This is a genomic window from Aquimarina rhabdastrellae, assembly GCA_947387485.1.
Classification (GTDB): Bacteria; Bacteroidota; Bacteroidia; order Flavobacteriales; family Flavobacteriaceae; genus Aquimarina.
Genome location: CANDNT010000004.1, coordinates 214,675 through 235,451 on the forward strand (window position 1 = coordinate 214,675; position 20,777 = coordinate 235,451).

At 32.1% G+C, this 20,777-nt stretch carries 12 protein-coding genes; 6 read left to right on the forward strand and 6 right to left on the reverse strand.

Translation table 11 applies throughout. The features are described 5' to 3' along the window. Nucleotides 1-76: 76 nt before the first annotated feature. Nucleotides 77-1,876 carry a hypothetical protein gene (locus ACYEKI_RS09500; protein ID WP_459210953.1) on the forward strand — a complete coding sequence of 600 codons (1,800 nt, stop codon included), beginning with the start codon at nucleotides 77-79 and terminating at the stop codon, nucleotides 1,874-1,876. A 57-nt stretch (nucleotides 1,877-1,933) separates the two neighbouring features. Continuing rightward, complete coding sequence (locus ACYEKI_RS09505) at nucleotides 1,934-2,311, forward strand: nuclear transport factor 2 family protein (RefSeq protein WP_459210954.1); 378 nt, start codon at nucleotides 1,934-1,936, stop codon at nucleotides 2,309-2,311. Nucleotides 2,312-2,370: 59 nt separating this feature from the next. Here the strand turns inward: ACYEKI_RS09505 and ACYEKI_RS09510 are convergent, their stop codons facing one another. Next, nucleotides 2,371-3,732, reverse strand: coding sequence for a TlpA family protein disulfide reductase (locus tag ACYEKI_RS09510; protein ID WP_459210955.1), 1,362 nt, complete (start codon nucleotides 3,730-3,732; stop codon nucleotides 2,371-2,373). Nucleotides 3,733-4,186: 454 nt separating this feature from the next. Here ACYEKI_RS09510 and ACYEKI_RS09515 point away from each other — a divergent pair, with 454 nt between their 5' ends. From ACYEKI_RS09515 to ACYEKI_RS09525, 3 genes are all read left to right on the forward strand, one after another. Further along, nucleotides 4,187-6,886 (forward strand): T9SS type B sorting domain-containing protein, encoded by a 2,700-nt coding sequence (locus ACYEKI_RS09515; protein ID WP_459210956.1) that lies wholly within the window; start codon nucleotides 4,187-4,189, stop codon nucleotides 6,884-6,886. Between the two features lie 4 nt (nucleotides 6,887-6,890). Next, entirely contained in the window at nucleotides 6,891-7,805 is a 915-nt protein-coding gene (locus ACYEKI_RS09520; protein WP_459210957.1) for a PorP/SprF family type IX secretion system membrane protein, read from the forward strand. A 75-nt stretch (nucleotides 7,806-7,880) separates the two neighbouring features. Beyond that, nucleotides 7,881-9,893: an OmpA family protein gene (locus ACYEKI_RS09525; RefSeq protein WP_459210958.1), complete on the forward strand. Its 2,013-nt coding sequence runs from the start codon at nucleotides 7,881-7,883 to the stop codon at nucleotides 9,891-9,893. A 693-nt stretch (nucleotides 9,894-10,586) separates the two neighbouring features. Here the strand turns inward: ACYEKI_RS09525 and ACYEKI_RS09530 are convergent. From ACYEKI_RS09530 to ACYEKI_RS09550, 5 genes are all read right to left on the reverse strand, one after another. Beyond that, nucleotides 10,587-11,975: an alpha-amylase family glycosyl hydrolase gene (locus ACYEKI_RS09530; protein ID WP_459210959.1), complete on the reverse strand. Its 1,389-nt coding sequence runs from the start codon at nucleotides 11,973-11,975 to the stop codon at nucleotides 10,587-10,589. Nucleotides 11,976-12,070: 95 nt separating this feature from the next. After that, complete coding sequence (locus tag ACYEKI_RS09535) at nucleotides 12,071-14,377, reverse strand: glycoside hydrolase family 65 protein (protein WP_459210960.1); 2,307 nt, start codon at nucleotides 14,375-14,377, stop codon at nucleotides 12,071-12,073. A 19-nt stretch (nucleotides 14,378-14,396) separates the two neighbouring features. Next, a complete protein-coding gene (gene pgmB / locus ACYEKI_RS09540) occupies nucleotides 14,397-15,056 on the reverse strand; it encodes a beta-phosphoglucomutase (protein WP_459210961.1) in 660 nt (219 codons plus the stop codon). Nucleotides 15,057-15,058: 2 nt separating this feature from the next. Further along, a complete protein-coding gene (locus ACYEKI_RS09545; protein ID WP_459210962.1) occupies nucleotides 15,059-16,402 on the reverse strand; it encodes an MFS transporter in 1,344 nt (447 codons plus the stop codon). Nucleotides 16,403-16,526: 124 nt separating this feature from the next. Further along, nucleotides 16,527-17,558, reverse strand: coding sequence for a LacI family DNA-binding transcriptional regulator (locus ACYEKI_RS09550; protein ID WP_459210963.1), 1,032 nt, complete (start codon nucleotides 17,556-17,558; stop codon nucleotides 16,527-16,529). 224 nt (nucleotides 17,559-17,782) lie between these two features. Here ACYEKI_RS09550 and ACYEKI_RS09555 point away from each other — a divergent pair, with 224 nt between their 5' ends. Next, complete coding sequence (locus ACYEKI_RS09555; protein WP_459210964.1) at nucleotides 17,783-20,773, forward strand: SusC/RagA family TonB-linked outer membrane protein; 2,991 nt, start codon at nucleotides 17,783-17,785, stop codon at nucleotides 20,771-20,773. Nucleotides 20,774-20,777 lie beyond the last annotated feature (4 nt).

Consider the following 20,777-nt stretch of genomic DNA (forward strand, 5'->3'; position numbering starts at 1 on the left):
TCATTTTTTGACGATCTCACTCTCCATATCTTCCCCGTTTATTTTAAACCTATTATAAGATTATACCTATTTACTAATGAAAACACATACCTTTCATATCCCTGTAATGGGAATTGGATTTACTATTGATACCCCATTTAAGGTAGCTGCATTAGGTATCGATTCTGTCATATCCCTTGTGGATGATGTTTTAATCGAAAAGATCAGAAAAGTATATTGCGAAAAATTAGAAGTCCCTTATCAAGAGATTACAGATAATATTGAAGATTTTAGAGCAAAACGTATTACTTCTTATCTTAATTTAATGCACGACACTGTTCAACAAAAATTTGAAACACTCAAAACGAGTTGGACAGAAACTAACGAAGAACTTAAAAACTATTTTAATCTTCTACCAGACACGTCTTCGCTAAAAAAAGAGTTTAGACGTTTAACTGCTAACACCTTTGATACTGCTGAAATTACCAATTGGCTTAAAGAAAATTTAGCTATAGGAAATATTGATGTAAATATCATGACCAAGGTAGACAAAGAGAATTATCAAAAAAAAGAAAAGCTACCTAGCATCTACAATGATGCTCATGCTGCTTTAAGAGGTTTTGCTCAAAGCGATCTTTCTTCTTCTCTTATTCTATCTGCAGGAATGAATCCTAGATTGTATAGTTATATTGAAGCTTTTGATGATTTTTATCCAGATGAAACTGGTTTTATTAAAAAGAAAATAGTTTTGAAAGTAAGCGATTACCGATCTGCTTTAATTCAAGGGAAATTCTTAGCCAAAAAAGGAATTTGGGTTTCTGAGTACCGCATAGAATCAGGTCTTAATTGTGGTGGACATGCCTTTGCTACCGACGGTTATTTACTGGGGCCTATTCTAGCTCAGTTTAGAGATCAAAAACAGGAATTAGTAGATACCATTTATCCTATTATATGCAATGCTTTACAGCAAAAAGAACGCACCGTACCAAAAGAGAAGTTAGCTATTAAAATTTCTGCTCAAGGTGGTGTAGGTACTGCCGAAGAACATCAGTTTTTACAACAACATTATAAAGTAAATTCTGTAGGTTGGGGTTCTCCGTTTTTATTAGTTCCTGAGACAACTTCTGTAGATAATAAAACCTTAACTCAACTTGTAAAAGCTAAAGAAGAAGATTTATACCTGAGTGATATTTCTCCATTAGGAGTGCCTTTTAATAGCTTAAAAGGAAATACAAAAGATATTGAAAAAATTACTCGTATTGCAAAAGGTAAACCTGGTAGTCCTTGTCCTAAGAAATACGTAGCACTCAATAAAGAATTCAATGACAGAGGTCTTTGCACTGCTTCAAGACAATACCAACATCAAAAAATAAAAGAGTTAGATGCTCAAGAGTTATCACAAGAGGCTTATCAAGAAGCTTATGCTAAAATTGTAGAGAAATCATGTACTTGTGTAGGACTTGGTACATCTGCCTTATTAGCTCATAATCAAGATACAAAAGTCGAAGGCGAAGGTGTTTCAATTTGTCCTGGTCCTAACCTTGCTTATTTTTCCAAAATAATGAGTTTACAACATATCGTAGATCATATCTATGGACGTAATCAAATGATCACTAGACAAGATCGCCCCAATATGTTTATCAAAGAATTAGATATTTATGTTAACTATCTACAAGATCGTTATGATGATTTTCAAAAACATGCACGTATTAAGCAACAAAAACAATTACTAAATTTTTCAAAGAATTTAAATGAAGGTATCTCGTATTACAAATCCTTATTTGGAACAGTAAAAGGGTATTTTGAAAAGCAATCTAAAACAGTTTTGTCTCAACTAGAATCTTATACAATAAAAGTCAACGACTTACAAAAAAACATTGAAGCGTATATAGAATAGTGATTTGTTAAATTCTTTTTGTAAATTTAATAGATAAACCTAAACCATCCATATTCTATGACGCTAAAACAAATTGCATTACAGTATATTTCTGCCTTAGAAAAGGGAGATGTTGATCTTATCATATCGCTTTTCAGCGAAAATGGGATTGTTGAGTCTCCTTTGTATGGTACGAACAAAGCTTCTGTTTTTTATACTACTTTAAGTGAAGATACTACTGCATCTGAACTAAAAGTAAAAGGTATGTTTGAAGAACAAGAATCTTTAAGGTTAGCCTTATTTTTTGAGTATACATGGACTTTAAAAAATGGTAAAATTGTCACTTTTGATGTAGTGGATATTTTAACTGTTGATGAGCACCATAAAATCAATTCATTACAGATTATTTATGATACTGTAAATACTCGAACTTTATTTAAAGAAATACATAATTAAATAAAAACACCTCTAAAGAATATATTTAGAGGTGTTTTATAAATTCTATTTTCTATTCTTTATATAGCTAAAGTTCCTAATAAAGTTTTTAATGCTGGAGAAGATGGTCTAGGCGCATCAGAATTTACAATATTTCCTTCTGGGTCAATCAAGATAAATCTAGGTATACCATTGATTGCATATTCTTCTACAAAAGAAGATCTGAAAGATTTATCTGCAAACAATTGAACTCCTGACAATTCTTTTTTCTCTACCATATTTTTCCAAGTATCATGAGCTTTATCTCTATCTACAGAAATACTTACAAATTCGATATTTTTATTATGATATTCTTTTTCTATAGCTTTTAAAGATGGTATTTCTTTAATACAAGGTTGACACCAAGTAGCCCAAACATCGATATATACATATTTTCCTTTAAAATCTGCCAAAGAACTCGTTCCTCCTTTATAATTTTCATAATCAACAAAATCAGGTGAAGATTTACCTTTTCCTAACTTTTTCATTTTTTCATAATTGGCTTTAACTTCATTTTTAAAAGCATCGTCTGTGCTCATTGTCATAATTCCGTTAAAAACGTCATCAAGATCTGGTGTATTAGCGTTAATCTGGAAAGTCAAACTCTTTACTAATTCATCTTTAACCGCTTGACTTTTGCTATTTTTTGCTACTGCTATTATATGTCCTGCAAAACTTTTTGTAGTATCTTTTTTAATTAATTCAGACGCTTTATCATAAGCAGATGAAAGTACTAATGACTTATATGCATCATACACTAGAAAATCAGCTTCATTATCATAATCAATCCCTTCAAGGTCTTTTAAAAACCCTTCTGGTAATTCAATAGGTGTTGTAAGTTTATTAGCATACATATGTCTATCCATATAGCCGTTAAGTGAACTATAATAGGTATATTCATTTTGTTTCTTTGCAAAAGCAACAAAGTTAGCATCCTTGATTTGCGCTAAATTCTGATCAGCTTGTGCTCTAAAAGCCTTAGCTTTTTCTAAAAAAGCCGTAGGTTCTAATTTATAATGCTCTCTGAATGATTCATTCTCCAAGAACCATTTTGCTAAATAATTATTCTTTTCTGCACCTTTTCCTGTATAAGCAATAGTTTCATCAAATTCTTTTGTATCAATAGTCAAATTGATATTATCTCCATTTTTAATATAAAATGATGATCTTTCTGGAGCAATAGCATAAGAAAACTGACCTTCTTTTGGTATTCTTAAGGTATCACTAAAAGTACCATCTTCTTTAACTTTAATCTCTTTTTTAAAATCTGTTCCAGATACAACTACTTTATCATTGTTCTTATTTGTTATTTTACCTGAAAACAAGACATAATCTACAGGTTTTTCTTCTTTACTACACGCAACTAGTGTTAGTAAGCTTAAGGCTAAAACAATTCGTTTCATTTGGGTTTGAATTATGATTTAATACATTCTATTAGTTGATTTATAGCAATTCATTTTTATAAAAAATTCTATTACTATTACTTCAAAGATCGTAGTTTACATTAAAACCACAAAAGTTTATGGGTAATCACTCAAAACTTAATCTTTTAAATTTTTTTTATACGTTTTTTTTATAGATTTGTCCATGGAAACAAATCATCAATCAATATTAAATTAATGGAAAACAAAAATTAAAAGCCCTCAAAAAGAAAATCCCTCTATCCCCCCTACTTCACTTAACGAAATAATGATTTAAATAATTTGTACGATTTACCATACATATTGTACTGATATGCTATGTTTTTTGTTAAGGGAAATTATATCAATTCAATAGATTTATGAATGCCCTCTGTAATCTATATATGATATAATATACCTATGCCCTTTTATGTATTGAATACTAAAATGTATTATTGTGAAAAAAAAATTACTATTACTCCCACTCTTATTGTGTCTAGTCATTTACGGCAGCTATGCACAATGTAACGAACGCCGTACTGTACCTATCTGTGATATAACTACTATTGACTCTGATGGTGATATGACTCCTGACGGAAACATAAACCTTTATGATTTAACTGGTACAACAAATACAGATGGTACATGGTCTACTACACATCCTAATGCTATTATTCTTGATACAACTACTGGTAATGTTTCTACATGGGATATTGATGAATCTTCACGATTTGAAGAATCTTATGTATTTCATCTTAATAGTTCAATATGTGGAGATACCCCTAGAATGATAGTTCATTTAGTTATAGGTGGTTATTCTGGTCTAGCAATACCTCCTGATGCAGACGGTATTAATTTTTATATCTGTAGTACAGATAACTTAGATTTAAGCACTGTATTAGTATCAAACGACACAACTCCAGTAGCACATCACAATGGACAATGGAGCTTTTCTCCTACCAGTCCTAGTGTAGCTGGTACAATTGCTGGTGGCTTTTTTAATGCAGATGTACCTTATCAACCTGGATTACCTAGAGTAGATCAAAACATTTTTGATTTGATCTATACTGTAGGCGCTGCAGCGCCTTGTACAAGTGTTTCTCAAACAAGAGTTAGAATTGCTGTAGTAAGACAAGTTGATGCCGGAGATGCAGCAACAATAGAAATCTGTGAAAGTGATATTCTAGCAGGTCTATATGATGATCCTATAGATGTTACAGATGATATCTATCTTACAGGTGAAGATATCGAAGGATATTGGGTTGGAAATCCTAATCCTACAATTAATATACGTGATGAATATCTTAATATCACTAATAATGGTGCTAATCCTAGATTTGGATGTCATACTTTCAATTTTTCATATACTGTAGAAAAACGTTCTGTAGTTTGTGAAGATGATACTAGCATTGTAGAATTCAATATTTATGAATCTTTACGTGAGTTTAGACAAAAAGGACCTACAGTTTTATTTAATGAGTTTTGCTCATCTGATGTTCCTAGAACCATAGATCTTTTTGATTTTATTGCTTTTCAAGATGGCTTCGTCTATGATCATAATGCTTATACTAATTGGGAACTAATGTCTGGACCTAGTAATTTAGGCTTAACAAGTAAATCCGCCTTAAGGTTAGATTCTTGTCAAAGAGACCCTAACGATTTGTATTCTTCTAGAGGTACTATAAGTTTATTAGATGCAGCACCAGGAGAATATCGTTTTGTTTACACTGTTTGTCCAGAAATAAACGGTTGCCCCATGACTTCATGTCCGCAAGAATCTGCAGAAATAGTTATCATTATTCATCCCAAAGCTTATGCTGGAGAAGATACTCAAGATATAAATCTTTGTGATATTGACGGCAGTGTTGATTTATTTGACATTTTAATAAATAATACTGTTGATGCTATCGATACTTCTGGTATTTGGAGCGATACAAATACTGGAGCTACTATTACAAATCCTTTTGTTTTTCCTACTCCTATTGCATCTCAAGAATCTTTTGATTTTACGTATACTTTAACTACAGATAAAGGTTGTACCGATAATGCACAATTAAAGTTTACTATATATAAAAACTCTGATGCTGGCGAAAGCAATACTGCAGAACTATGTTCTAATGATTTATCATTAGTATTATTTGATCAATTAGGAGGCTCTCCAGATACTACTGGATCATGGGCTGGGCCTTTTGGTTATGCGTCTACAGATCATCTAGGTACTTTTATTGCAGGAAATCCTGATTTACCAGTTTTAAACTCTGGTGTATATACTTACAAAGTACTTGCTAGCGATGGATGTAGTGAAGAAAGTCTGGCCACAGTAACAGTCAATGTTGTTCAACCTCAACAAATAGGAGATGATGTTAATGCCACATTCTGTAAATTAGATGGACGTGTAAATTTATTTTCACTTTTAGATAGTGACACTGCTCGTACTGGTCGATTTGAAGATACAGATAATACTGGTGCTCTTGCTCCAGATGGATTATTATCTTTTGATAGTTTATCGAATGACATTTATACTTTTAGATATATCTTAACTAATAGTTTACCTTGTGATGAATCTTCATTAGATATTAACATTCAAATCATAGACTTACCTATTCCTCAAGTTACAGATCAACAATTTTGCATACTTGATGCTGCAAAATTAGATGATATCATTGTAGATGTTTTAAATTATAATTGGTATGAAACCCTAGAAAGTGAAACACCTATTATAGATAATCCTATTTTATTAGATAATCAAACATTTTATATCGCTCAATTTGATGCCAATGGTTGCGAATCTGAACGTAAAGCTGTTCAAATTGATATTTTAAATCTAGGAGAAAGAGCCATAGATGGTACCTTATGTATCTTAGAATTTCAAGATGGTATTTCTTCTAATAATGATTTTATAAATGATACATTTGATTTAGAAAAAGAAGGACTCTACAATATTCCTGAAGCATTCCCTGATTTTGAATTACAAATTTTTAATCGTTATGGGACATTAGTTTATGAAGGAAATAGAAATACTCAAGAATTTCATGGAGAAAGTAATGTCTCTGTGCGATTAGGAGATGATCTTCCATCTGGAACGTATTTCTATGTCTTTACACCTAATTTCAATAATAATTTACCTATTCAAGGAAGTTTCTATTTAAGCAGATAATCACATGATATCAAAATATATAACGCTATTGGCTATAGTATTTGTTACTTTGACCCAAGCACAACAACAGCCTCAATATTCTCAATATATGTACAATATGAGTGTAGTAAATCCTGCCTATGTAAATGCTGATGGTATGGTTTCTACCGGAATATTATATCGAAAACAATGGACTGCTATCGAAGGTGCCCCTCAAACAGCTAATGTTTTTGGGACTATACCTTTAAGTTCAAAGATCCAATTAAGTGTAAACTATACTAATGACCGCATTGGTGATGCTATCAAGGTTAACAATCACTATGCAAATATCGATTTTGCTTATATCACACGTATTACTGAAGGTCTTAAATTATCTTATGGATTAAAAGCCGGTATTACCAATTTTGGGATTGATCCTAATGGTTCTAATGTAAGTGATGATCCTGTTTTTGCAAATCAAAGCTCTACAACACAACTTAATATAGGTGCTGGAATCTATTTATATTCACATAATTTTTACTTTGGGTTATCTGCTCCTAACTTACTTCCTTATGATGTAGATACCAATGATCAAAGAGTATTTGAATCTGAGACACATCTTTATGCAACAACTGGTTATGTTTTTAATGTCATTGATGAGATTAAATTAAAACCATCTGTGGTAGCCAAACAAGTACTAGATGCTCCTCTTACATTTGATGCTTCTCTTAATGCCTTATTCTATGATAAATTCGAACTAGGAGCTTCTTACCGTCTTGATACTGGTTTTGTAGCTCTAGCTAGTATTAATATCACTAAAAATCTAAGATTTGGATATGCTTATGATTTTAGTACAAATGATTTAAGTAGTTATAATGACGGTAGTCATGAGTTTATTTTATTGTATAAGTTTGACTTACTTAATTTTAGTAAATCTTATACTTCACCTAGATTTTTCTAATCACTTAACATCACTTTTATGAAACCACTATCATATCTTATATATATAACTCTCTTCATTTTTAGTAGTCACATCATGACTGGTCAAAAGAAAAGTAGAGCCGACCGTTATTTTGAAAAAGGAGATTATATAAATGCTGCAGCATTATATGAAGAAGAGTTAAATCAAGAAGGTTATGCTAAGCATATACTTCAAAATATAAGTATCTCTTATTACAACAGCTTTCAGTTTAAAAAGGCATATCGCTATTTAACTATGCTTGTTAAAGGTAAATTTTATAATAGTGATAAATCTTATGACAATAAATTTAATTTTATCATGCATCAACTATTGTCTACAACTGGTAATTATGACAAAGCAGTAGAATTTTTGGCTTTATATCATAAGAACAAAGAACTCACGTTTGACAAAATCGATGCTATTGCTACTATCGAAGATTTTAAATTAAAGGAGAATGATTATACTATAAAACCTGTTTTATTCAATTCAGATGCTTCAGACTTTGCTGCCATAAAAAAGGATAGCAGTGTTTATTTTGTATCTGATCGTACTCCTAATCGTTTTTTGAATAAAGATTATAAATGGACACACAGACCTTTTCTTGACATTTATCGTGTAACTGTAGATGATAAAAATGAATTTACTCAAGAACCTGCGGCTTTACCACGCCCCTTAAACTCTAAATTACATGAAGGGAATTTTTGTTTTTCTAAAGATGGAAACACTATCTATTTTTCTAAAAGTAATACTGTAAAAGGGAAAAAGAAATTTGATAGCCTTAATAATAATGTTATTCATTTATATAAAGCTTCTTTAATTGATGGCAAATGGAGTAAACCTGAAAAACTATCATTTAATCAATCTATGTATTCTATGGAACATCCTAATATAAATGCAGCAGAAAATCGCTTGTATTTTGCCTCTAATATTCCTGGAGGATATGGTGACTTTGATTTATATTATGTAGATATTTTATCTGATGGGTCTTTTGGTAATCCCATCAATTTAGGAGAAACAATCAACACTGCTAATCGTGAGCAATTTCCTTTTATACATAATAACGGACATTTGTTCTTTTCTTCAAACGGACATTTAGGATTAGGAATGATGGATATCTTTGCAGCTGAGCAAACAACTACTGGAAATTTTAAAATCCCAGTGAACTTGGGTGCTCCTATCAACTCTACCTATGATGATTTCTCTATCAATTATACTAATAATACCGAAGGTTTCTTTGCTTCAAACCGTAAAAAATTTAATGATGATATTTATCAATTCACTCAAACTGGCGAAATCTTATTAAAAGAGTATACTGCTCGTATCGAAATTAAAGATTATGCTTCAGAAGAACTTATTGCAGATGCAGATGTCTTAATTACATATAAATCAAAAGAAGTCTCAAAAAAACAACTAGGTACTCTTTCTCGTTTCCAAATAAAAACGATACCTGGTCAATACACCATTAATGCTAATGCTTTAGGATATCTTTCAAAAACAAAAACTATACGTATAAAGGAGCAAGATGAAGCAACTTATGTTATTTATCTTCAAAAAGCACCTACTTCTGTAGCTACAGTTGAAACACCTAAAGCTACGCCTAGCACTACTCTTAATATTCCTACACAGAAAAGAAGGAATACAGCTATTAAATCACCTAACAGAAATGTTAATCTCAAGCAACAATTACTTACCGACAAAGTAGGTCCACCTGTTATTGAGCGCGACGGAAAATTGTTTTTTGACCTACCTCCTATTCAATTTGACTATGATAAATGGACCATACGTAAGGATTCTAAAAAAATATTAGATCAACTAGCACAAAAACTAGATAAATATCGTACTGTTTATATTAAAATTGGTTCTCATACCGATAGTAGAGGTACTGATACCTATAATCAAATGCTATCTGAAAAAAGAGCTGAAGCCACACGTAACTACCTTGCTTTAATAGGTTATGTAAATGCTCGACGTATGCAATTTAAAGGCTATGGAGAATCACAATTGCTTATTGATTGTCAAACCAACAATTGTGGTGAAAAAGAACATCAGATCAACCGTAGAAGTGAATTTGAAATTTTAAAATACTAATCCGTTTTTATCATAAAAAAAGTGCCTTTGAATCTATTTTTCAAAGGCACTTTTTTTTAGTTCAAATATGACTTATTTCAGCTTCATTTTATTAATACGCCAAAACAGTAGCAGTTTAATGCCAAAAAAGTAACAGTTCTTATTGTTTTTTGAAAAATATTTTACTTTTTAACAGTAGTTATAATTTTTTTTAATAAATTGAGTTTACATGTATAGTTACACACAAAACATTTTAATTTTTATGAACGGTTACCAAGTTAAAGGCATAGAAGCTTTTGAGAAGTTTTCTATAGCCAAAAGTGTCGGCTTATTTCGGAAAAAATACCGACTAGAATTCTTTTTTATTGCATTATATAGTTTTATCTCGTATTGTTTTTACACTATTTTTCTGTAATCTATCCCAGTTTATTTTTCTTACCCCCTATTATAAATTGATTACATTTAACGATTAAACACGGTCTAGAATCCTACTACTTGCCCTTAGATTCTATTTTTAATCACAAAACTATTTTATTTTATCTTTAGATTTTAAGATTCTATCTTTTATCTGAATAGTTTGATGTATTATCATCAATACCATAAAATATCATATAAAGCATATTTTCTAACTATTAATTTTTAGCATTTACCTAAAAAAGAAAAACCTGTGCATTTATATAATACACAGGTTTTTTTATAAGCTTATTCAGCTTTCTATTTTTTAATCAAAATATAGTATTGCCATGGTGCTAACTTTAAAGTTTCCTCTTCTTTAAGTTCCATAGCTTCTCCATTCATATACGATGTAAAAGTACCCGTAGTTTTTACCTTAACTTCTACTTCATCTTTACTCATGTTACCTACAAATACTACTTTATTACCATGTTTCTCTCTTGAAAAAGCAAGTACTTTATCGTCTTGAGAAGTAACTAAACGTGTATATGATGCCGCTTCTTTTCCTCCATGTAGTGCATGGTTTTCATTTTTAAGCTTTCCTAACTTCTTATATAATGGGAAAAATTTTCCTTGCTTCTTGATAATAGTATCTTTTTCAAAAAACAATAATCTCTTATCCATATCATATTCCTGTCCAGAATAAATTAAAGGCATACCAGGCATCACATAAGATACAGCTGCAAATAATTCTGCTGCATCTCCCATACGCTCTTTTACTGTACCATTCCAGGAGTTTTCATCATGGTTAGATGTAAAATTCATTAAAATATCATCTGCACCATATAAAGTATCGATTTGCTTCATACGTGCATCCCAATCTTTTACTGTCTTTTTACCTTGAGCAATATCATTCATCACATGATGCGTATCCCAAGCATAACCCATATCAAAAGATTGCTTCATTAATTCAGGCTCCCAAGCTTCTGCTAGCATAAATACAGGCTTTTCTTTACGAAGCTCTGCTGTAGCTGTATCCCAAAAATCAACAGGAACCATACCTGCAACATCACAACGGAATCCATCTACACCTTCTTCTTTTACCCAGTACATCAAATCTGCAATCATTTGCTTACGCATTTCTTGATTGTCATAATTAAGATCTGCTACATCATACCAATCTGTATCAACAGTATGTATAATTTCTCCTTTATCATTCTTAGTATAATATTCTGGGTGCTCTTTTAACCATTTATGATCCCATCCTGTATGATTAGCAACCCAGTCTAAGATCACATAAATGTCATTATCATGAGCCGTTTTTACTAAGTCTCTAAAATCTTCTAGTGTACCAAACTCTGGATTTACTTTTGTATAATCTGATACTGCATAATAACTTCCTAATGATCCTTTACTCTTTGTAGTAGAAATAGGATATATAGGCATTAACCATAGCACTTTAACTCCTAATTCTTTTAATTTAGGGATATCCTTGGTAAATTCTTTAAAAGATCCTTCTTCAGAATATTGACGAATATTAGCTTCATAAATCACTGCATTTTCCATCATTTGTGGAGTCACTTCTAGTGATTTTTTTATTTCCTTAGCTACTTCTTCTTTTATCACTTCTTTCTCGGCTTCATTCTTTTTGGCTTGACCACAAGAAATAAGAAGTGCTGCAGTTAAAGCAGTTACGATAATCTTCTTCATAATAGTGTTTATTGTAATGTTTTAGTTGTTAATCTCAAAGATTGAAAAGACCCCAGTAAAGGGGTCTTTTGGGGTATTGGGGAAAATGATATGATTTATACGGTCACCATATGATCTGGTGTAATAGTTACTTCTTGACCGTTTACATAAATCATCAATTCTTTGTCTCCTTCTAGGTTGAAAGATGTTGTTTCTTGTGAAACATTTACTTTCAATATGCTATTTCTAAAGTTTACTTTAAATGAATATCCATTCCATTCTTTAGGAATTCGTGGTTCAAATGACAAGGTATCATTTTTCACTCTCATTCCTCCAAATCCTTCTACAATACTCATCCATGTTCCAGCCATACTCGTAATATGACATCCTTCTTCTACTTCTTTATTATAATCATCTAGATCTAATCTTGAAGTACGCAAATAGAATGTATATGCTTGCTCCATTCTGTCTAATACTGCAGCTTGAATACTGTGTACACATGGAGAAAGTGAAGATTCATGTACCGTAAATGGTTCATAAAAATCAAAGTGACGTTCTAACTCATCTTTTGAGAAATGATCTTCAAACAAATAGAATCCTTGTAGCGTATCTGCTTGTTTAATATAAGGAGATCTTAAAATTCTATCCCAACTCCACTTTTGATTAATTGGTCTTTGAGATTTATCTAGGTTTGCTACAGTTATTAATTCTTTATCTAAGAATCCGTCTTGCTGTAAGTATACTTTTAACTCTTCAGAATATGGGAAGTACATGTTCTCTGCTACCTCTAGCATAGCTTTTACTTCTTCTGCAGTTAACTTAGTTTTTTCGATAATTCTACTATAATCTGCAGCGTATTCTGATTTTACTTTTTCTAAATTCTCTACACAATACTCAATACACCATTTTGCTAAGTAATTAGTATACCAGTTATTGTTGATGTTATTTTCATACTCATTAGGACCAGTAACTCCTAAAATCACATATTTATTTCTATGTGTTGAGAATGTTGCACGTTGTTGCCAGAATCTAGCTATAGCGATCATTACTTCTAATCCTTTTTCTGGAACATAGCTATAATCACCTGTAAATCGCACATAATTAAAAATGGCAAATGTCATGGCTCCATTACGGTGAATTTCTTCAAAAGTAATTTCCCATTCATTATGACATTCTTCTCCATTCATAGTCACCATTGGATATAATGCTGCACCATTAGTAAATCCTAATTTCTCTGCATTTTCTATGGCTTTGTCTAAATGTTGGTATCTATAAGTTAATAGATTACGAGCTACTTCTTGATCTTTTGTAGCCATATAGAACGGTAAGCAATATGCCTCTGTATCCCAATATGTACTACCACCATATTTCTCTCCTGTAAATCCTTTAGGTCCAATATTCAACCTTGCATCTTTACCTAAATAAGTTTGGTTTAACTGGAATATATTAAAACGAATTCCTTGCTGTGCTTTAGTATCACCTTCTATAGTGATATCTGCCATTTCCCAAATTTTTGCCCAAGCTTGCTTTTGCAAATCTAGTAAAGCATCAAATCCAGAAGTAGCAGCTTCATTAAGTACCAACTGACTAGCTTTTGCTACAGCATCATTTTCGTGATTTAAAGAAACTGTATATCCACCAAACTTATGTAATGCTGCTGTAGTATTTACAGCTACAGTAGCTTTGTATGTTAATCCTACATACATTTCTTTTGCTTCAGCAATTGGAGTTTGAGTTACTTTCTCTCCATTTAAAAACAGTTCATTCTTCATTCCAGTACATACATGGAAATCAGTTTTCATGGTCTTAGTTGTGATAAAAGCCTCATTTCCTTCATGAGAAACTGCTAAAGTATCCCAGAATTTATCATCCCAGTTTGAATCTTCATTAGTAATTCCTGAATCAACAAAAGGTGTAAATGTTATTTCAACTTCTTTATTAAGTGGCGTTACCTCGTATTTAATAGCACCGATTTCGTCTAAGTCTAAGCTTAAAAAACGAGTAGCATTAACACTAACTTCAATATCATTAGGTAGCACTGCTTTAAAAGAACGTTGGTACCATCCTTCTTTCATGTTAAGTTCTCTACGGAAATCTGTAACAGATTTACACGTGTTCAAATCTAAAACAATACCATCAACAGTTACTTTAATTCCTATCCAACTTGGGGCATTTAATACCTTAGCAAAATATTCTGGGTAACCATTTTTCCACCATCCAACTTTAGTTTTATCAGGATAGTAAACTCCCGCTATATAACTCCCTTGGAAAGTTGCTCCTGTATAAGTTTCTTCAAAATTAGCACGTTGCCCCATAGCTCCGTTACCAATACTAAATAAACTTTCTGAAGATTTAACTCTCTCAACATCAAATCCTTCTTCTATAATAGACCAGTTATCTGGCTTAATATAATCTTGGTTCATTATTCTCTCTTTAAGCGTTTTAGTTTGTCAATAAATTATTAATGAATTCTTCAGTTATTTCTGTGAAATCATTGAAAATATGATCTGCTTCATGCAATACTTTTGCATCTCCTATACCAATACTTATCATATTGGCAGCATTGGCTGCTTGTATTCCTGCCACAGAATCTTCAAAAACTACACATTGATTTGGTTCTATATTTAATTCTTTTGCTCCTATTAAAAATACTTCAGGATCTGGTTTGGCTTTAGTAACATTTGTACCATCCACAATAGCTTGAAATTTATCTATAAGATTAACTTTTTCAAGAATGATTCTAGCATTTTTACTTGCCGATCCCAAAGCTATAGCTTGGTTTTTAACTATAAGTGTTTCAAGAATTCTCACTACATCTGGTAAAATTTCATTTGTAGTCATTTTTGAGATATATTCTAAATACTCTTCGTTTTTTTGAGTCATTAATTGATTAAACTGTTCTTCTGGTACAGTTACATTTCCCCATTCTAATATTTTTTCAAGTGATCGCACACGACTCACTCCTTTTAATTGTTCGTTTTGTTCTTCTGTAAAAGAAATACTCAACGAATTGGCTAAGTTTTGCCAAGCTAAAAAGTGATATTTAGCTGTATCTACTATAACTCCATCTAAATCAAAGATGAATCCTTTCTTTTGTTCCATTATTATTCTTCTACGATTACGTTATCGTCTACATCATTTACTCTCATGGCAAGAACTGCCGCTATTAAAAAAGAAATACCACTTATAATTAATGCATAAATAGGGTTACCTCCATATATATATTTAACTATAGGTCCTCCTATTACCGCATTTATGATTTGAGGTAATACAATAAAGAAGTTAAAAATTCCCATATAAACTCCCATCTTCTTAGCTGGAATTGATCCTGCCAAAATAGCATAAGGCATTGCCAATATACTAGCCCAAGCGATCCCAATACCAATCATAGGGAGAATTAACCAATTTTCATCTGGCATAAAATAAATGCCTATTAAAGCTATACCACCCAAAATTAATGATATAGCATGTGTTTTTTTACGTCCTACTTTCTTTGCTATTGCTGGTAGGAAAAATGCATATACAGCAGATACTGCGTTATATACACCAAATAATACTCCTACCCAGTCTCCTGCATTTTGATATGTAGTACTATGTGTGTCTTCTAGTGATAATCCGTAAATATGATGTGCTATAGCTGGGGTTGTAAATACCCACATCCCAAAAAGTCCAAACCAGGAAAAGAATTGTACCCAACTTAATTGACGCATTGTATGCGGCATTTTCACAAAATCTGTAAAGATATTTGCTAAGCTAGATTCTTCTTCTGCCTCTGGCTCATTGGCATTTATTAATGCCATTTCTTCTGGAGAGTATTCTTTGGTAGTAAATACAGTAATAAGTATACTCACCATTAATATAGCAGCACCTATTATAAATGATAATAGTAAATTAAGTGGTACTTCTCCTACAGCTGCTTCATTTAACACACCAAACCAATTTGTTAATACGTATGGTAGCCATGATCCAATTACTGCTCCTATACCAATTAACACAGTTTGTATACTAAACCCTAGAGTACGTTGATCAGACGGTAATAAATCTGCAACTAATGCTCTAAAAGGTTCCATCGCTATATTAAACGAAGCATCCATAATCATCAACATTCCAGCTCCTACCCACAATGCAGGCATAAAAGCTGTAAACATATCAGCATTAGGCATTAAAATTAATCCTAATGAAGCTAATATGGCTCCTGTTAAAAAATATGGACGACGGCGTCCTAGGCGAGTCCAGGTTTTATCACTATAATATCCAATGATAGGTTGAACAATCAAACCAGTTAAAGGTGCTACAATCCAAAACCATGAAAGTTCGTGGACATCTGCTCCAAAGATTTGTAAAATTCTACTAGCATTGGCATTTTGTAATGCAAAACCGAATTGAATTCCTAGAAAACCGAAACTCATGTTCCAGATTTCTAAGAAACTTAATTTACGCTTGTTCATCAAGTAAACTTTTGATTATTACTATGATAAGCGTTAACTTATCAAAACTTATTTTTTAGGTAGAAAGTGAAAATATAAGTTCTGAATAAGGTCAAATATAGGTAGTTCTTTTTACATTTCAGTGTTAATTCTTTATTTTTTTAGTTGAAGCCCTCTCTATTAGGCTAGTATCAATGATTACTGTACGGTATTCTTCTGTTGCTTCTTCTTCGCTTTCTAATTTTTCTATTAACAATCGTGCAGCTCGCTCCCCCATCTCTTCACCATGTTGACTAATAGTTGTTAAGCTAGGTATGAAATGTTTTGATAATATTCCATCTGTAAAACCTACAACAGAGACATCTTTAGGCACATTTTTACCTATTTTTTTCAACACTTTTACTGCAGTCACTGCAAATAATTCATTAACCGCAAATACGCCATCAATATCTTTATTCTTTAAAAATTCAGCTATTACGTTTTCGCAATTATCAACATCTTCAATTTTCAATATATAGTCTTGATTTTCTGGGATATCATATGCCATTAAAGCTCTTAAATAGCCACTTGTTCTCAGTTTTCCTACACTAATGTAATCTACTGTGGTTATAATCGCTATCTTTTTACACCCTATAGACAGTAAATGATTTGTCCCCATTTGAGCACCTTTTGCATCATCTATAATAACTTTGTCGCAAACCAATTCATCTATAATTCTATCAAACATCACTACTGGCATACCTTGACTCATAGTCTCTTGTATGTGATGATAATCCTTCTTTAATTGTGTCTCTTTGGCTACAGACATGATAAATCCATCTGCACTACCACTAGCAAGCATTTCCATATTAATAACCTCCTTATCAAAAGAGTTATTTGATGAGCAAATAATAACGTTATAACCTTTTTCGTTAGCCACTTTTTCTACACCTCCAATAACTGTAGTAAAGAAATGATGTACGATTTCAGGAATAATAATTCCTAAAGTTTTGGTCTTTCTATTCTTTAAACTTAATGCTATATTATTAGGTTTATAATTGTATAATTTAGCAAATGCCTTAACCTTTTGACGTGTATCCAGGCTAATTTCAACACTGTCTTTCAATGCTTTAGAAACTGTTGACACCGAAACGTCTAATTCTTTGGCGATATGCTTTAACGTTATTTTTTGTTTCATCTTACTTTCCTTCTTTTTGATCCAATTGTTTTTACTAAAATACTGCTTCCTCTCTATAATTTTAACAATTCTTACACACAAATCTCAAAAGTTTTTAACACGCAAACGTTTTCGTAAGTTAAGTAGTAGTTTTGTCATAAAAATTAACATTCATTTTACATACATTTAGTGTCAGAAAGTGAAAATATAACGCGAAAAACAATTTAATTTAACTTAAACATTATATGAAAACATTTACCAAAAGTGCATTGTTTTTGTTGTGGTTACTGATACCAGCTAGCATATTTGCGCAGTCTAGTGTATCAGGTACTGTTACAGACGCTACCACTGGGCAACCTATCCCTGGTGTAAACGTTATAGTATCCAACACAAGTAACGGAGCATCAACAGATTTTGATGGTCGCTACACCTTAAACAATGTTGAAGAGGGATCAATTCTTTCATTTTCTTATGTGGGATACATTGCTCAACAAATATCCTTTAATGGACAAGCACAAATTGATATTGCTTTACAAGAGGATGCAGCAGAATTAGAACAAGTTGTTTTAATTGGTTATGGTGCAGCTCGTAAAAAAGATTTAACAGGTTCAGTTTCAAAAGTAACTGCCAAAGATTTAAACCAAGGAACACTTACAGATCCTATCCAAGCATTACAAGGTAAGGCTGCCGGTGTTACTATTACTAAACAAGGAGGTGACCCTAACGCAGGATTTAATGTAAGAATTAGAGGTGCTTCTGGTTTTGCAGCAGCAGGAGATCCATTATATGTTGTTGATGGAATTCGTGGTGTTGACCCTACTACTATAGCACCAGAAGATATCGTATCTTATGATGTATTAAAAGATGGTGCTTCTACTGCTATTTATGGTGCAGATGGTGCAAATGGTGTTATCTTTATTACTACAAAATCAGGTAAAGCTGGGAAACTAACTATAGGATTTAACTCTTATATCGCTATAGATGAAGTAGCTAGAGAGTTAAAATTACAATCTGCTGAAGAGTACAGAGCTTATATTAATAATAATCTTGATCGTTTTTCTTCATTTGCTGATGCTGGAGGTAACGTAGATTGGCAAGACGAAATTTACACTACTGGTATTACAATTAACAATAACTTCTCCTTAGCTGGAGGTAGTGAAAAAACTACGTATAGAGCTTCTGTTTCTCATACAGATTTTGAAGGTGTTATTGAAGGATCAGATAAGAAAAGAACAATTGCTAGATTCAATTTAACACAAAAAGCTTTCAATGATAAAGTAAAATTCATCGCTGGAATTTCTAATACAATTGAAAATAACGATTTCGTAAACTACGGTGGAAATGGTGGAACTGACGTTTTATTCCAATCTTTCCAACGCCTTCCTACAGATCCTATTTTAAATGCTGATGGAACATATTTTGAGACAGCACGTATTTTTAATTATTTCAACCCTGTAGCTTCTTTAAATCAAATTCAAAATGAAAGAGATGCAAAGAGATTTGCTGCTAATATTGGAGCTGAAATTCAATTATTAGAAGGATTAACAGGAAAGTTTGATTATAGTTACTTACGTAATGATGACGAGTCAACTTATTTTGAACCTAGATACTCAAACGTTTTAGGAGGTCAGAACACACTTATCAGAAGAGGTTTTGGAAGAAGAGCTTACAATAACTGGCAACAAAATATGGTTGAAATGACCTTAACTTATGATAAGAGTTTTGGTGATCATAACTTCACTGCTTTATTAGGTCATTCTTATAGAGTTCAAAACTGGGATGGATTTAGCGTAGAAGGAAGAGACCCTATTTCTAACATCTTAGGATCTGATAATTTCCAAAACTTTGAAACACTTCAATTAGGAGATGCACAGTCTTACAAAGATGGACGTAAAGATGCAGGTTTCTTTTCTCGTGTAAAATATAACTATGCTTCAAAATACTATATCACAGGTATGGTAAGAAGAGATGGTTCTTCTGTTTTTGGAGAAAATAACCGTTGGGGATGGTTCCCATCTGTACAAGTTGCATGGAACATTGCAAACGAAAGCTTCCTTAGAGATAATATTGAAGAAATTAACAACTTAAAATTAAGAGCTAGCTGGGGTCTTTCTGGAAACAGTAACATTCCTACAAACAGAGCACTTTTAAGAGTTGGACCTTCAGGAACTTCTATTGATCCTAATACACAAGATCCTATTATCAATCTTGATTATTTCAACAATCCTAACCCAGATTTACAATGGGATCAAAATCAAGAAATAAACGTTGGATTAGATTTTGGATTATTTAATAATAGAATTTCTGGTACAGTAGATTATTACAACAAAAAATTAACTGATTTACTTGCTATTTACGATGTACCTAGAGAAACAAATTTTGCACCTAGAATTTTTGCTAACGGTGGTGAAATTAAAAACTCAGGGGTTGAAGTAACACTTTTAGGTAAAGTAATTCAAAATCATAACTTTACTTGGAACACTACAGCTACTTTCTCAAAGAATACTCAAGAAATCGTATCTTTAGATGGTGGTTTATATGATTTAGAGTTTAGAGATGTAGGGTTTATTTCTGCTCCTGGTATTGTAGGAGTATCAACTCAACGTATGTTACCTAACGAAAAAATCGGTACATTCTATGGATTTGAATATGCTGGTGTAAGTGATGGTAAATGGTTAATTAGAGGTAATGATGGTGAATTACACTTCTTAGATGATGTTTCTCAATCTGATGAGCACAAAAAAGTTTTAGGTAATGCTTTACCTGATTTTGAACTTGGATGGAGTAACAACTTCACATACAAGAATTGGGATTTAAGTATGGCATTTAGAGCTGTAGTAGGTCATGATATCTATAATGCAACTAGACAAGTATTTGGTAACCCAGATTATATCACGCAACGTAACGTTTTATCTGAAGCTTTTGAGTTAGACGGAAGAGTTGGTGGAGCATACCAAACTTTAAGTTACTATATCGAAGATGGTAGTTTCTTAAGATTAGATAACGTAAACTTAGGATATACATTACCAGAGAACACTATTCCAGGAGTTTCAAAATTAAGAGTTTATGCTTCTGTAAACAATGTATTTACACTAACTAACTACAGTGGTATCGATCCTGAGGTTAACTTTAGTGGTGGTAACAGAGATAATGGTGAAATCTTCTTTGGTATAGATCAATATAACATCTATCCTAAAACAAGAACTATTACTTTAGGGCTTAACGTAGAATTATAATAGG